A 14,004-nucleotide genomic window follows, 5' to 3' on the forward strand; every position below is an offset into this window, starting at 1 on the left:
CAGGCAGGATGAAAAGCCACGCCCCCGACACCGGGGGCGTGGCTGCAACCGTTAGCGGCAACGGCTGGCGGCGTTGCGCTGATCGAGCGGCGAACCGTTGACGGTCAGCACCGAGCCAGCCGCCTGGGTGATCGTACCGGCCGACCAGCCATTGTCGAGCAGGCAATCCATCGGGGTGTTGGTCACAGTGACGTTGCCCTTGAGGTTTTCGGCCGGACCCGAGAAGTAGAGGCCGGCCTTGCCGGCCTTGTCGACCGTCATGTTGTTGAGCACAATGTTGCTCACCGGGCCGCCCAGGAATTCGTAGTCGCTGCCATAGATGTAGGCGCCATAGGTGCCGGCGTTGGTGACGCTGACATCCTGCAGCGAGATGCCGGAGACCGGGTTGAAGAAGATGCCGGCGTTGCGCGTGCCGTCGATCTTCAGGCCCTTGACGTTGACATTTGTGGTTGTCGCATCGAGGTTCGGGCTGGAGATCAACATCAGGCCGTTGATGCCACCTGCGAGCCGCATGTCGTTGATCGCAACGTTCGACGTGCCCTGCAGCACCACCAGATCCATGTCGCGGTCCTGCTTGGAGTTGTCGATGGTCACGCGGTTGAGTTTGATATCCTTGCCGGCGACCAGCAGCACACCTTCGCGGCGAGAGTTGCTGATGGTGACGTTGTCGAGCGTAATATCCGTCGTGCCGGTGATCAACTCATATTCGGTGCGGTTGAGTTTCTTGAATTCTCCGCCGGCAAACACGCCATAGGTGACCTTGTCGATGGTCGTGTCACGCACGGTCACGTTCTTGCTGCCGATCGCGCTGACAGCCGCATAAGGCGCTTTGTTCGGATTGTAGACCGAGAACTCGCAGGCCGTGTTGTTTTCGCAGATGAACAGGTCATGGATGCGGCTGTTCTGCACGACCGCGCCGTTGACGCGGGTGAAGCGGATGCCGTCGTGGTTAGTGGCGGAGATATCGACATTGTCGATCGTGACATTCGCCGCGTCCGTTGCAGCGATGCCGGCAATGCCGCCGCGGATCGACAGCGACGCGACGCTGCTGCCGGAGGCCATGGTGACGACGTCCTGGGCCGGGTTGTAGCCGGTCAATGTCGTGGCTGCACCCTGGTTGACGAAGGATGTGGTGGCGCCGCTTCTGGCGCCGCGCACCGCAATCGAGCCGCCGCCGCCGACCAGCGCCTGACCGGAGCCGAGCGTCAGCGACTGGTTGAGGCCGAGATTACCGTCGGCAAGGATGAGGGCGTCAACGCCGGCGGCGCCGATCAGTGCGTTGATCGCGGCCGCATCGTCATTCGCTGCGGAGATGTTGACGACCTTGCCGGTGGTGCGGCCGTTGACGACGAACTGCGCGGCTTCGACATCACCGGTTGCGCCTGCATGGGTACGGATCTTGGTGGAACGTTCGACGCGCTGGAACATCGGGTCGAAGGCATCGCTTGCCTTGGCCGTCGCGCCGAACGGGATGCGCAGGCGCGCCATCACGGCGCCCTTGAGCTTGTCCTCGTTGTCATAGGTGCCGGTAACGCCGAGCGATACGGTCGAACCCTCGGAAAGACCGGGCAGGTCGGCGAAGGTCAGTTCCCCGCGCAGCTTGGCGCCGAACATGTCGCCGAGGTTCTTGCCGCCGTACCAGTAGGTGCCGCCGAAAACCTTCAACTGCACGTCGGATCCTTCATCGAAGACCGGAAGACGGCCGCCGATTTCGGCGTCGAGCCCGCGTCGAGCCCGCTCCTTGCCTTCCTGGAAGACGAGGACATGGTCGCGAACATAGGCGGCATTGAAGGCGCTCAGCGTCTTGGCGCCTGACAGCGGCAAATAGAGATTGCTGCGCATCTCGAGGTCGCCGCTGAGCGCTTCGAGACCGAAGGAGATCTGGTTGAACGAATTGCCGTGCTCGCTCTTCAGATAGTCGTAGTAGCCATAGGCGCCGATGACCCACTGGTCGTTGGCACGGAAGCGGTAACCCGCGCCGATCGAGCCCTGCCGAACCTTGTCGTTTCCTATCGTTCCGCGTGTATCGATGAAAATGGCATTGCCTGAGTCGAGCACGAAAGGCAGGAAGAATCCGCCGCTGGCAGCCGAGCCGCCGCTGAAGAAACCGCCTTCGATTTCAGCCTGTGGTCGGAAATCCACAGCCAGGGCCGAGGACGAAAGCATCGTGCCGCTTGCGAGAGCAAGCGCTAAAATAGTGTTGTTTTTCATATTATTAACTCCGCATACACTGGGGCGTTGGCGCGCCCTTGGTGATGCGGTTAGATTATACGACTGTATTACTCAAGTTTATTGATCGATTATCCCAGGGCTTTCCAGCGGCGTGATGACGCAGACTGCGGCAGCACGTCGGATACACAATCATGGCGGTAGTCCCGCAAATCGTCCGGGGGCCGTGTCCGTTCATTTTCAAAGGGGCGCCAGAGGCCGGAAGACCCTGCCTGTCAGTCGGACGGGCAGGGCTTGCGTTCTCGTCAATTGGCGGCGTCAGACCTTAAGCGCTGCGACATTGTCCCGGGCGTAGGTCTCCAGGCTACGTGGGTCGTGTCCGGTGAGCGTCTTGACGTCTCCGGTCGGCGTTGCCGTCCAGCCCTCGCGCACCGGATGGAAGATTGCGGCCAGGAAGCGCGCATAGTTTTCGGGCACGCCGGCACCGGTCAGGATGCCGACAAAGGTCTCGTCGTCGATAGGTGTGTAGGCGATGGGCTTACCGATGACGCGCGACAGGATCGCTGCCGCCTCGGCGTAGTTCAGGGCCTCGGGCCCCGTCAGGTTGAAGGCGCGGCCGTTGAATGCGTCGCTGGTCAGGGCGGCAGCAGCACTTTCGGCGATGTCGCGGCTGTCGATAAAGCTCGTCTTGCCTTCAGCAGCCGGTACCGCGATCCTGCCGTGGCGGATGCCCTCGATCCAGTAGGTCTGGAAATTGTCAGAAAACCAGTTGGGCCTGAGGATCACGAACGGTGCGCCGGTCTTTTCGACCAGCAGTTCAACCTGCCGGTAGGGAATGCTGTCGTCGGCATCGACGCCGATGACGGTCATCAACACGATCTTGACGCCGCGTGCTGCGGCTGCGGTGATGATCGGCGTCAGCAGGCCGACCGGATCGAGGTGGCCGCCCGGAGTAAGCACGAACATCCGGTCGACCCCGTCGAGCGCGCCGCCATAGCTTGCGTTGTCCTGATAGTCGAACGCGACCGCTTCGGCGCCCGGGATCGGCGTTGCCTTGCGCGTCGCGGCCTTGACGCTTTCTCCCTTTGCGACCAACGCGTCGATCACCTTGCGTCCGACTGTGCCATTTGCTGCGAGCACCAGAATCTTGCCTGACATATCCGTCTCCTTGGTATCACATAGAAACCATGTTAATAACGGGAACTAGATATAAGTGCCGGAAAATGCTGTAAAGAAGGCACTTTCCGGTGACATGGTTTCCTCCGGGAAACCGCCAGTTGGAGCCCGCGCGCTATGGAATACGATGCCTATATCCAGACTTGCCCGACCCGCATGGTGCTGGATCGCCTTGCCGACAAATGGGCGGTGCTGGTTCTCGGCCGGCTTGACGACAAGCCCGTGCGGTTCAATCAGCTAAAACGCGAGATCGATGGCATCTCACAAAAAGTGCTGTCGCAGGTGTTGAAGAAGCTGGAACGCGATGGGCTGGTCAGCCGCGCGATCTTCGCGACGGTGCCCGTGACGGTCGAATATGCGATCACGCCGCTCGGGCGAACGCTGAGCGCCACTGTCGACGCGCTGCGCCGTTGGGCCGAGGACAACATCGAGACAGTGCTGGCAGCCCAGCAGAAATACGACCGCGCCGCGGTGTGAGCGACGCGGCACCTCGTCGTGGCGGCATTGGAAGAGGAAAGTGGCCTCAGGCTGCGAGCCTGAGGCCGATACCCCAGGGATCGACGAGGCTGTAGGCGGTGCCGCTTCGGTTGACCGAAATGCCCATCTCGTCGAGCTTGCCAAGCGCTGCGGTGAGCTCTGCCGGATCCTTGTACTGGATCGTGTAGTCGGAGAGGCCGGTCATGTTGGCCTCACGTTTCGGTGCACCGCGAGAGTTCCAGATATTGGCGGCCACATGGTGGTGATACTTGCCCGAGCCGAAGAAGCTTGCGCCCGGATAGCGCGCCATCAGCCCGAGCCCCAGCACGTCTCGGAAGAACGCATCGGCCTCAGGAATATCCGACACCTGCAGATGGATGTGGCCGATACCGGTGCCCTCGGCAAGGCCGTTCCAGTCGTCCTTCGGCGCCTCGTCATAGAGCGCCTGCAGGTTGAGCGGCAGCGTATCCATGCCGACCGTGCCATCGGGCTTGAAGGTCCACTCGGCCCGCGGCCGGTCACGATAGACCTCGATGCCGTTGCCTTCCGGGTCGGCGAGATAGATCGCTTCACTGACGAGATGGTCGGAAGCGCCTTGCAGACGGACATTGTTGTGTGCGGCATGGGCGAGCCAGCGGCCGAGTTCCTCGCGGTTTGGAACGAGGAAGGCCGTGTGGAAAAGACCGGGCGCATTGCGCGGCGCCTTGGCGGCGTTGCCGGCTGTGGTCAGCGTCAAAAGCGGCCGGCCGCCCACACCCAGCGTCTCGCCGCTGGCAGCAGTTTCAAGCGGCTTTAGGCCCATGATGCGCTGATACCATTGCGACACCGTCGGCAGATCTTGCACCACCAGATGCGAATGATCGACATGCGCAGGCATTGCCAAGGCGTGATCCGCAGCAACATCGATGGTCTGTGTGGTCTGGCTGGACGTCATGTTTTGCCTCCTTGGGCGCCGAAACTGGAGGCCTTGCCGGGTCCTCAGTTTCGTTGAAACTGTCGGCTGAATATGGGCCCAACCGGGCGTTCACGAAAGACTGTCAGTCACTTGATGTTGTGTTCGATGAGCGTTGACAGTGGCCGTTATCGCCCTAGCTCAATTGTATAGGGCAATGCGATCGCGGCGCTTTCGATTTGATTTCAATCAATGCCGGAAGAGCCGTCTGGGCTCAGTCTCGAAGTCGAGGGATTTGCCCCCGCGTTTCGGCGCCGGCGATCCGGGTAGGCAACGCAAAGGAGTGCAGTATGTACAAGAAGATCATCGTCCCGATTGCCATGGATCAATTGGAGCATGGTGAAACCGTGCTCGGCATTGCCGAAAAGCTGATCGATGAAGGGGGCGAGATTATCCTGCTCAATGTCGTCGAAGATCTGAACGCCTATGCCCAGGGCTACATGATCGTCGATTTCCCGCTGGAGATGGTCGAAGAATCGCGCAAGCATGCCTTGAAGACGCTGGAAGCGATGAAGGCCAAGCACGGGATCAACGGCCGCATCGAGATCCGCACCGGCGGTGCTGCCGGCACGATCAATGCGCTCGCCAAGGAAGAGAATGCCGACCTCGTGATCATCGCCTCGCACCGACCGGGCCTCATCGATTATTTCATCGGGTCGACGGCGAGCCGGGTCGTCAGCCATTGCCCATGCGCCGTTCTCGTCGACCGGTGAGCCGCCAACAAACAAGAACAGGAGCGTGGCGCGCGTGAAGTGCCACGACTTCAAGGAGTCATCTGATGGACAAGCTTGTGCTTGACGACTTTCGTGAACGGTTGACCAGCCGCAAACGGGAACTCTATGGCCGGTTGGTGAAGATCGAGCATGATCTCGATGAGCCGATGAACGCCGACGTGCCGGATCGGGTAACCGAGCGGGAGAATGACGAGGTGCTGGAGGGTCTTGGCCTTGCCGGCCAGGAAGAGATCCGCGGGATCGACGCGGCCCTCGACCGCATCGCGTCCGGCACCTTCGGGACCTGCGTGCGTTGCGGCTTGCCGATATCTTCTGAACGGCTGGATGCGGTGCCGCACACGCCGCTCTGTCAGGAATGCGCGGCCGAGGTTTCGGCCGGGGCAAAGTAGGTTTCCGCTCAGTTTAACGATCGGCTGTTGAACGATTGGCATGCTTTGCGCCCGGGAACACTGTATGGGAGCCAATTGAAACTGCCAATCTTGTTCCGGGGCTGTTTTGTCTCGCCGTCAGCGCGGCGGGACGTTCGCCAGATCGAGCTTCAATCTCGGCAGGAACCGTCCAGGTACGACCGTCGAGGCGACCATGCCGTCATCGACCGCGCCCAGGCGTCGATAGAAATCGGCGGCACCGGGATCGGCATCGATCGTCATGACCTTCGCTCCTCTGTTCAGGGCGGTTTCCACGCTCCAGCCAAAGAGCCTTCGGCCTATGCCACCGCCCAACGCGTCGGGATCGACAAACAGCTTGTCGAGTTCGGCAGCGTCACCGTGGTACATCACCTGGGCGACGCCCACGATCTTGCCATCGTCGACGGCGACCTGGATATCCGATTGTTGCCAGTCGGCCACCGCTACCGTCAAGGCGGACCGACAAGCAGTCATGAACGCCGCGTCGTAGCCCCAGACCGCCTTGGACCGAAGGCAAAGCTGCGTCAGGATTTCGGCCTCGTCCGGCTCCGGCGTGCGTAAAGCCGTCATCACTCGTCCTCCCCGTGAACGTGCGGTTGTCCGCCTCGCTTGCCAATGTGGTTGCGGCCCGTGCTGCGGACAAGGGATGCCCGTCTTCGCAAACACATCATGCCGCTGTTGTAATGCGTTGCAAAAGTTGATGCTTTCGTCATCCTCGAGCCCTTTGCCGCGGCGTCTGGCTGTGGCAGGATAAAGCATATCAGCAACGCGACCGCCGCCTGAGGGCGAAGGAAGGTCGGAGGTGGGGTCCGTGGAATTCGCCGGCGTCAAGTGGAACTATGATCGATCGGAACTGATCGCCGATGGCATCGTGCATGGGGTTGGCCTTGCCGCGGCCCTCGTTGGCGTCACCGCTCTGATCTTTTACGCGATGCTCTGGAGTTCGGCCGGCCAGCTTGCTGCTGCCGCGATTTATGGCACCGGTCTGCTGGCGACGCTGTCTATATCGTTCCTCTACAACCTCTACCCGGTTTCGCGCACCAAATGGTTTCTGCGCCGCTTCGATCACTCGTCCATCTTCGTGCTGATCGCCGCGACCTATACGCCCTTCCTGCAGCGCGGCTGGGACGATCCGTTTCTGTTTGCCATGCTGATTGGCATCTGGGCGATTGCCGCGCTCGGCGTGGGGATCAAGTGCCTCTTTCCCGGTCGGTTCGACCGGCTGGCGATCCTGCTTTATCTCGCCATGGGCTGGAGCGGTGTCCTTGCGGTGGGGCCGCTGCTGTCGGCGCTATCTTCGACGACGCTGGTGCTGATCCTCGTCGGCGGCATCATCTATTCCGCCGGCGTGATCTTCCATGTCTGGGAGAAGCTGCGTTTCCAGAACGCCATCTGGCATGCCTTCGTCGTTACCGGCGCCGCCGTGCACTATTCGGCCGTCATCAACTGTCTGACAGGCACGGCGATATCCTGATACAGTTCAGCGAGAGCATTTCCAGGAAAAGCAAGACGCGGCTTCCGTTGGGAAACGCGTAAAAACAAAGAGATAGAGCGTCTCCGTTGTGGTCGGAAACGGTCACGAACGACACCGCTCAGTTCGGCGCGGCCACGGGTGCTGCCGCCACCGGCGTCTGCTGACAGCCTTCCGAGGGGCGCAAAGCCTCCGCCATCCGCGAGATGACACCATCGAAGCTGGTCAGCCGGCTCTTGCGGTACTGCAGACGGAAATAGGCCGCGCTGCCGTCGCAGAGCGCAATGGCGCGCGTGTAAAATACCTCGTCGCCGCGCACGCCGGAAAAACTTGCCCAGGCTGCGGTGACGCGCGAGTAGGAAATCCGCCACTGGTCTTCCCGTTCGCTCGCCATCCGATCGTTGACGTCGATCTCGAAATCGCCGTCGACAAGCTCGCTGCCGAAAACGGCGAGCGTGGCGCCGTTGTCGTTGGCATGAAAGCTGACGCCGTCGCCATTGTCGGCTTCACCTTGCGGTTCGAAGCCGGGCGGAATGTCGAGGATATAGCCGAAACGCGGATTGGCGTAGGCATGCCAGTCATCGTCCGCAGCGGCCGGGAACGCAGCCGAGAACAGAAGCGCGAATGCAGCGAGAATGCGACGCATGCGGACCTCCTCCCGACTTGCTTCGACGGTCTGTTTATGAATAGCACATCCGTGCAGGAAGCGCTGTTTCTATCGGAACAGCGGCAAGCCTAAGCCGCAACCTTCCGTTTGCGTCAATCCTCGGTAAACGTCATCGCGTGGCCGTTCAGGCAGTAACGCAGGCCGGTGGGCGGCGGTCCGTCGGGGAAGACGTGACCGAGATGAGCATCACAGTCCGCACAGCGGATTTCGGTGCGCACCATGAAATATGAACGGTCCTCGATCTCGCGGATCGCCTCATCGTCGATTGCGGCGAAATAGCTCGGCCAGCCGCAACCGGAATCAAACTTGCTGTCGGAGCGAAACAGCGCACGGCCGCAGCAGACACATTCATAGGTGCCCACCCTCTTGTTGGAAAGGAAGGGACCGGTGAAGGCGCGCTCGGTGCCGTGTTCGCGGGTGATGCGGTATTGTTCGGGCGACAGCTGCGCGCGCCACTCCGCATCGGTCTTGATCACTTTCGGCGCCCTTGCGTCTCTCATCGAAGATCTCCCTGTGATTGTCGACGAGTATATAGGATCGCTGGCGGCGCGCCGCAAATCACGCTCGCGTGCCGACAGGCTGCGATCAGTCTGGGCTGTGTCCGACAGCGGAACTTCAGCTCGATCAGATGCGATGCGAGGTGTGGTCTCAATCACCTCCAACGCCCGGCGGCACCTCGTTAAAATTTCGCCGGATCACAGTCGGGCCGGTACCGTGAACGCGTTTGCTCTCGTTGTAGAACGCGATGAACTCTTGCGCGGGTAAGGCTTTGGAATAAAGCCAGCCCTGGCCGTAGTGCACGCCGCGTTCGAGCAGATAATCCGCCTGCTCCTGTCGTTCGATGCCTTCGGCGACGATGTAGAGGTTCAGCGATTTGGCGATGTCGATGATATGAGGGGTGACGGCGCTCGTGGCCGAGACGAGCCCGACGGTATCGATAAAAGACTTGTCGATCTTCAATGCGTCGAGCGGCAGGTCCTGTAGATATTGCAGGCTGGAATAGCCCGTGCCGAAATCGTCGATCGCCACGGAATGGCCAAGTCGACGGGCTTCCTCGATCGTTGCTCGGGCGGATTTCACATCCATGAAGCCGCGTTCGGTGGCCTCGAGCCAGATCTGCTCGGTGAGGACGCCGGAGTTCGCGAGCGCTGCCTGGATGACGGGCAGGACACGCCCGGATTTGATGTCGTCGGCCGAGAGATTGATGGCGATGTGCAGCGAACGGTCGGCGACGAGGACCGCGCCGAGATCGCCAATGACCCCGTCGATGACCTGATCAGTAATGGCCTGGATCAGGCCGCTTTCCTCCGCAAGCGGGATAAAGGTGTCAGGCCTGACCAGCGAGCCGTCGGGCCTGCGCCAGCGCACGAGCGCTTCCGCACCGACGCAGATGCCGGTCTTCATCTCGATGAGCGGCTGATAATGCACGATGAATTCACGGCGATGTACGGCGATTGAGAGTTCGCCGAGCGGCGAGAGCCGTCGTCGCGACAGCCAGAGGACGAGGCCAACCATCAATGCGGCGACAATCGCGCCGAGCGGCAGGAGCAGCAGCCGTTCGCGGCCGAGATCGTTCAGCAGCGACGCCCTTGACGACGTTGCTATCGCGATCCAGCCGGAGCCGCTCGCGGTGGCAAAGAGATTGTCCGCATCGCTGCCGGTCTGCGGATGCTCGACCAGCCGCTTGATCAGCGAAGCGTCCGGCGCGTTCAATGCGCTGACGAGGGTGCCCGTGTCACTAGCGATCGCAAGGCGCGTATCAGGGGAAGCGAGCACGTCGACAAGCCGTGCCGGATCGGTCAGCACGCTGTAGGATCGATATCGCAATCCCAGCATCGCCCGACCGTTGCTGATCGTTGGGTGAACCCGAGCCGTCACGCCGATGCCGCTGGCCGTGGTGAAGTCGACTGGCCCGCGACCGATGGTCGACTCCGGTTTGCCCCACGAAGTGCATTTGAGCTCGTCGCCTTCGAAGTAGCCGATGTCTTCGACGGAGCGCGTGTTGACGACAAGGGTGCGCATCGCCGCGATATGGGCCTGGGAGCAGGGCGCGAAGCTGAACTGGTCGGCAGACTTGAGCGCCGAGGTCGCTTCGCCGAGCGCCGTATCGGCACGCACCAGCGCATACTCTGCGAGACGACTGAGGCGGGTCTCCTCCCTGTTGGTGGCGACCGACCAGGATAGATAAAACGCGGCGGCGATCGGCAGGATGGCACCCAGCGCCGCGAGCACACTGGTCATCGCCACAATGTAGGACCGTTCCAAGCCAGACCTCGTGAGCTCAAGAGAAGCGCTGTGCAATTCGTTGCATCAATCGATCAGCGATGGCGACCGATCTAGACCATGACGTGCTCGCCAGGAAGCACGAAGGATGGCTTTAGTCCTTGAAAAATAGCGCACTTGACGATTCTCAAATGCGCACGCCAGAGGTTTCGGGTTCGTATCGAAACTCACTCGATGCCGTTGCATCACGACGAAGTACCAGATGCGATGCATCTCTTGCGACCGATAAAGCTGGACGTTGCCAACAACACGTTAAAATCGCGTTCGCCGGTTGATCGGTAGCGATGACCCTGAGTGTGCGAATGCGTTGCCATATATCGGACGGTTTCGCCTCGTCACGCGATCATGGCCGCAAATCTCACAAGAAAACCGGAGATTTACCGGCTTTTCTGGAGTTAACAGCGCATAACGTCGATTTTCCCCGAATAAGGCTTGAGGCGCGTGTACCCATCTTTTATGTCGGGTATTCGTTTGATCCGACAATCAAATCGCAAAGGAGCGCGCCCGGACGATGGATGCTGCCGCCCTGACATTGCTGGCCTTGTCGCTTCCGTTTGTCGGTGCGCTTGTCGCGCCGCTGCTGACCCGCCTGCTCGGACACAACGCTGCCTGGATTCTCGCGCTTTTTCCTGCGGCGATCGTCCTGCACTTCACGCGCTTTCTGCCTGAAGTCTCTCGTGGCGAGATCGTTACCGGTGGCTATGAATGGATCCCCTCCTTCAATGTCAGTTTCTCCTGGCTGATCGATGGCCTGTCCCTGACCTTCGTCTTGCTGATCGCCGGCATCGGCACGCTGATCGTGCTCTACTCCGGCGGCTACCTGAAGGGACATCCGCAGCAGGGTCGGTTCTTCTCCTTCATCCTGATGTTCATGGGATCGATGCTCGGGCTCGTCGTGTCCGACAGCTTCCTGATGCTCTTCGTTTTCTGGGAGCTGACATCGATTACCTCCTTCCTGCTGATCGGCTTCGACCATTCGCGGGAGGCCGCCCGGCGTGCCGCCCTGCAGGCGCTTGTGGTTACCGGGGGAGGTGGGTTGTTTCTGCTCGCGGGCCTGCTGGTCATCTGGAATGTCACCGGCGTCACCCAGCTCTCGCTGCTGGTGTCCTTCGGTTCGGAGATGCGCGCGAGCCCCTTCTATCTTGCGGCACTGCTGCTGGTGCTCGGCGGCGCGTTCACCAAGTCCGCCCAGTTCCCCTTCCATTTCTGGCTGCCCAACGCGATGGAGGCGCCGACGCCCGTCTCGGCCTACCTGCACTCCGCGACAATGGTGAAGGCCGGCGTCTACCTGCTGATGCGCCTCAACCCGGTGCTTGGCGGAACGCCGGAATGGCAGATATTGCTGCCGCTCTTCGGCGGCGCGACGCTCGTCATTGGCGCAGTTCTCGCCTGCCGACAGACCGATCTGAAGTTGATGCTTGCCTATACGACCATGGCATCCCTTGGTCTGCTCGTGATGCTGACCGGGATCGGCTTTCCGCATGCGATCGAGGCGGCGGCGCTCTATCTGGTGGCGCATTCGCTGTTCAAGGGCGCGCTGTTCATGGTTGCCGGCATCATCGACCATGAAACCGGGACCCGCGACGTGACGAAGCTCGGCGGCTTGCGTTCCGCCATGCCGCTGACATTCGTGATCGCACTCGCCGCGGCACTTTCGATGGGTGGCTTGCCGCCGTTTTTCGGCTTCCTCGCCAAGGAAGAGATCTATGACGCGTTGGCCAGCCTGGACCGGCGCGCGATGGTTTTCGCGGCGCTCGCCATCCTCGGCAATGCGCTGATGTTTGCCGTGGCGTTTGCCGTTGCGCTCAAGCCCTTCGTCGGCGCAAAGACCGAAACACCGAAGTCCGCGCATGAGGCGCCGGTGCTTCTGTGGATCGGCCCGGCGCTCCTGGCTGCCAAGGGGCTGTCAGCTGCCCTGCTGACCGGCCTCACCCACGAGCTCGTGTCGACACCGATGGCAACGGCGATTGCCGGCGAGCGCAGACAGGTCACGATTTCGATCGTTCCCCATATCGGCATGCCGCTGGCCCTGTCCTGCGTCACCATTGCTCTCGGGGTGATCTTTTATCTCAACCTTGCCCGCCTACGCGCCTTCATCGCCACCATCCTCAGTGACATTGGCTGGGGACCGGATCGTGGTTTCGACCAGTTCATGCGCGGGCTTGTGCGCTTTTCCGTCGCTTTGACCCGCCGGCTGCAATCCGGCCGGCTCGATGTCTATATGACGGTGACATTCATCCTGGTTGCCGCCGTGCTGCTGGGCGCACCGCTTTATTATGGCGAACTGCCGCGCGCACCGTTCTTCGCCGCCGACGTGCCGCTGCATGAGCTGGCGATCATGGCGATTGCCGTCATCGGCCTTTTCGCCGTCGTGCTCGCTTCCGATCGGCTGACCGCGATCGTCTCGCTCGGCATCCAGGGCTTTGCCGTTGCTGTCATTTTCCTGCTCTATGGTGCGCCGGACCTCGCCTTCACCCAGTTCATGATCGAGACCCTGTCGGTCGTCGTGCTGGCACTGGTGATGACGCGGCTGAGGCTCGCACCCTCCGATCATCGGCCGCTCGTTCAGAAGGTGCCGGATCTTACGATCGCGCTTGCCTGCGGTATCGGTTTCGGGCTGATGCTCTTGAAAGTGACCGGCGTGCCCTTCGACGCCTCGTTGACCGACTTCTTCAACCTCTATTCGAAAACGATCGCGCATGGCGCCAATGTCGTCAACGTCATCATCGTCGATTTCCGCGGCACGGACACGCTTGGCGAAATCGCCGTCGTCATGGTGACCGGTCTCGCCATCCTGTCCTTGGTTCGCCTCAGGGCCGGCGCGTTGCGGCGCATCGCCGACAATGACCCGGATGCGGAGGAACGCACATGAGATCGGTGATTTTCCGGGCCGTCGCACCGTTTCTGACCAGTCTGATGGTTCTGTTTTCGATCTTCGTGCTGCTGCGCGGGCACAACGAGCCGGGCGGCGGCTTCATCGGTGGACTGATTGCCGTGTCAGCATTGGCGATCTACGGTATCGCCTGCGGCGTCGAGACCGTGCGTCGCGCGATCTACTTCCACCCGATGGCGATCGCCGGTGCAGGCCTGTTTGCGGCCACTATCGCCGGATTGATCTCGATCGCGGCCCGCGTGCCTTTCATGACCGGGCTTTGGATCTATCCCTCCTTGCTCGGCGTGGAAGTGCCGCTATCGACGGTGACGCTGTTTGATTGCGGCGTCTATCTGGTCGTCGTCGGTGCCATCAGCTCGATCGCCCTGTCGCTCGAAGAGCGGGGAGGCGAATGATGGAAGCCTGGTTTGCGCTGCTGGTCGGCACCTTCTTCACTGTCGCCATCTATCTGCTTCTGTCGAAGTCCATCATTCGCGTCCTGTTGGGCGTGGCGATCCTCGGCAATGGCGTCAACCTCTTGATCTTTACCGGCGGCCGGCTGACGCGCGGCGTGCCGCCCGTCATCCAGGAGGGTGCCGATACGCTCACCGGATCGGCGGCCAACGCTCTGCCACAGGCTCTCATCCTCACGGCGATCGTCATTTCGTTCTCCTTCTTCGCTTTCCTGCTCGTTTTGGCCTGGCGCGCCTACGAGGATCTTTCGACCGACAATACCGACGAAATGCGCGTCGCCGAGCCGGAAGAAGAGCCGGCTCCCCCGCTTGGATACTGACCG

At 61.3% G+C, this 14,004-nt stretch carries 14 protein-coding genes; 7 read left to right on the forward strand and 7 right to left on the reverse strand.

What is annotated here, in order from left to right:
- Nucleotides 1–51: 51 nt before the first annotated feature.
- Together LPJGGPFB_RS07075 and LPJGGPFB_RS07080 are read right to left on the reverse strand one after the other, a co-directional pair.
- A complete protein-coding gene (locus LPJGGPFB_RS07075) occupies nucleotides 52–2,211 on the reverse strand; it encodes an inverse autotransporter beta domain-containing protein (RefSeq protein ID WP_173419345.1) in 2,160 nt (719 codons plus the stop codon).
- Nucleotides 2,212–2,487: 276 nt separating this feature from the next.
- The gene (locus LPJGGPFB_RS07080) at nucleotides 2,488–3,327 is read right to left on the reverse strand and encodes an SDR family oxidoreductase (RefSeq protein WP_173419346.1); all 840 of its coding nucleotides are present in this window, start codon (nucleotides 3,325–3,327) and stop codon (nucleotides 2,488–2,490) included.
- 135 nt (nucleotides 3,328–3,462) lie between these two features.
- Here LPJGGPFB_RS07080 and LPJGGPFB_RS07085 point away from each other — a divergent pair, with 135 nt between their 5' ends.
- The gene (locus tag LPJGGPFB_RS07085) at nucleotides 3,463–3,822 is read left to right on the forward strand and encodes a winged helix-turn-helix transcriptional regulator (protein ID WP_173419347.1); all 360 of its coding nucleotides are present in this window, start codon (nucleotides 3,463–3,465) and stop codon (nucleotides 3,820–3,822) included.
- Between the two features lie 46 nt (nucleotides 3,823–3,868).
- Here the strand turns inward: LPJGGPFB_RS07085 and LPJGGPFB_RS07090 are convergent, their stop codons facing one another.
- Complete coding sequence (locus LPJGGPFB_RS07090; protein WP_173419348.1) at nucleotides 3,869–4,756, reverse strand: VOC family protein; 888 nt, start codon at nucleotides 4,754–4,756, stop codon at nucleotides 3,869–3,871.
- A gap of 308 nt (nucleotides 4,757–5,064) precedes the next feature.
- On the opposite strand from LPJGGPFB_RS07090, the gene LPJGGPFB_RS07095 reads away from it, so the two are divergent.
- Both LPJGGPFB_RS07095 and LPJGGPFB_RS07100 read left to right on the forward strand, forming a co-directional pair.
- Nucleotides 5,065–5,487 carry a universal stress protein gene (locus tag LPJGGPFB_RS07095; RefSeq protein WP_173419349.1) on the forward strand — a complete coding sequence of 141 codons (423 nt, stop codon included), beginning with the start codon at nucleotides 5,065–5,067 and terminating at the stop codon, nucleotides 5,485–5,487.
- A 65-nt stretch (nucleotides 5,488–5,552) separates the two neighbouring features.
- Nucleotides 5,553–5,897, forward strand: coding sequence for a TraR/DksA family transcriptional regulator (locus LPJGGPFB_RS07100; RefSeq protein WP_173419350.1), 345 nt, complete (start codon nucleotides 5,553–5,555; stop codon nucleotides 5,895–5,897).
- Nucleotides 5,898–6,014: 117 nt separating this feature from the next.
- On the opposite strand, the gene LPJGGPFB_RS07105 is transcribed toward LPJGGPFB_RS07100, so the two are convergent.
- Complete coding sequence (locus LPJGGPFB_RS07105) at nucleotides 6,015–6,485, reverse strand: GNAT family N-acetyltransferase (protein ID WP_173419351.1); 471 nt, start codon at nucleotides 6,483–6,485, stop codon at nucleotides 6,015–6,017.
- Between the two features lie 241 nt (nucleotides 6,486–6,726).
- Between LPJGGPFB_RS07105 and trhA the strand changes: the two genes are divergently transcribed.
- Nucleotides 6,727–7,389 (forward strand): PAQR family membrane homeostasis protein TrhA, encoded by a 663-nt coding sequence (gene trhA / locus LPJGGPFB_RS07110; RefSeq protein WP_173419352.1) that lies wholly within the window; start codon nucleotides 6,727–6,729, stop codon nucleotides 7,387–7,389.
- A gap of 118 nt (nucleotides 7,390–7,507) precedes the next feature.
- Here trhA and LPJGGPFB_RS07115 read toward each other — a convergent pair whose 3' ends face one another.
- From LPJGGPFB_RS07115 to LPJGGPFB_RS07125, 3 genes are all read right to left on the reverse strand, one after another.
- On the reverse strand, nucleotides 7,508–8,032 hold the full coding sequence (locus LPJGGPFB_RS07115; RefSeq protein WP_173419353.1) for a hypothetical protein: 525 nt from the start codon (nucleotides 8,030–8,032) through the stop codon (nucleotides 7,508–7,510).
- Nucleotides 8,033–8,145: 113 nt separating this feature from the next.
- On the reverse strand, nucleotides 8,146–8,553 hold the full coding sequence (gene msrB, locus LPJGGPFB_RS07120) for a peptide-methionine (R)-S-oxide reductase MsrB (protein ID WP_173419354.1): 408 nt from the start codon (nucleotides 8,551–8,553) through the stop codon (nucleotides 8,146–8,148).
- A 148-nt stretch (nucleotides 8,554–8,701) separates the two neighbouring features.
- A complete protein-coding gene (locus LPJGGPFB_RS07125) occupies nucleotides 8,702–10,318 on the reverse strand; it encodes an EAL domain-containing protein (protein ID WP_345790985.1) in 1,617 nt (538 codons plus the stop codon).
- Nucleotides 10,319–10,847: 529 nt separating this feature from the next.
- On the opposite strand from LPJGGPFB_RS07125, the gene LPJGGPFB_RS07130 reads away from it, so the two are divergent.
- Genes LPJGGPFB_RS07130 through LPJGGPFB_RS07140 form a run of 3 tightly spaced genes read left to right on the forward strand, consistent with a single transcriptional unit; the run spans nucleotide 10,848 to nucleotide 14,001 of the window.
- Nucleotides 10,848–13,208 carry a putative monovalent cation/H+ antiporter subunit A gene (locus LPJGGPFB_RS07130; protein WP_173419355.1) on the forward strand — a complete coding sequence of 787 codons (2,361 nt, stop codon included), beginning with the start codon at nucleotides 10,848–10,850 and terminating at the stop codon, nucleotides 13,206–13,208.
- Nucleotides 13,205–13,624: a Na(+)/H(+) antiporter subunit B gene (locus tag LPJGGPFB_RS07135; protein ID WP_077504048.1), complete on the forward strand. Its 420-nt coding sequence runs from the start codon at nucleotides 13,205–13,207 to the stop codon at nucleotides 13,622–13,624. The genes LPJGGPFB_RS07130 and LPJGGPFB_RS07135 overlap by 4 nt, the downstream gene beginning before the upstream one ends.
- A complete protein-coding gene (locus LPJGGPFB_RS07140; protein WP_173419356.1) occupies nucleotides 13,624–14,001 on the forward strand; it encodes a Na+/H+ antiporter subunit C in 378 nt (125 codons plus the stop codon). Before LPJGGPFB_RS07135 ends, LPJGGPFB_RS07140 begins: the two co-directional genes overlap by 1 nt.
- The last annotated feature ends 3 nt before the right edge of the window (nucleotides 14,002–14,004 follow it).

The organism is Ensifer adhaerens (assembly GCF_013283195.1).
Lineage (GTDB): Bacteria > Pseudomonadota > Alphaproteobacteria > Rhizobiales > Rhizobiaceae > Ensifer > Ensifer adhaerens_G.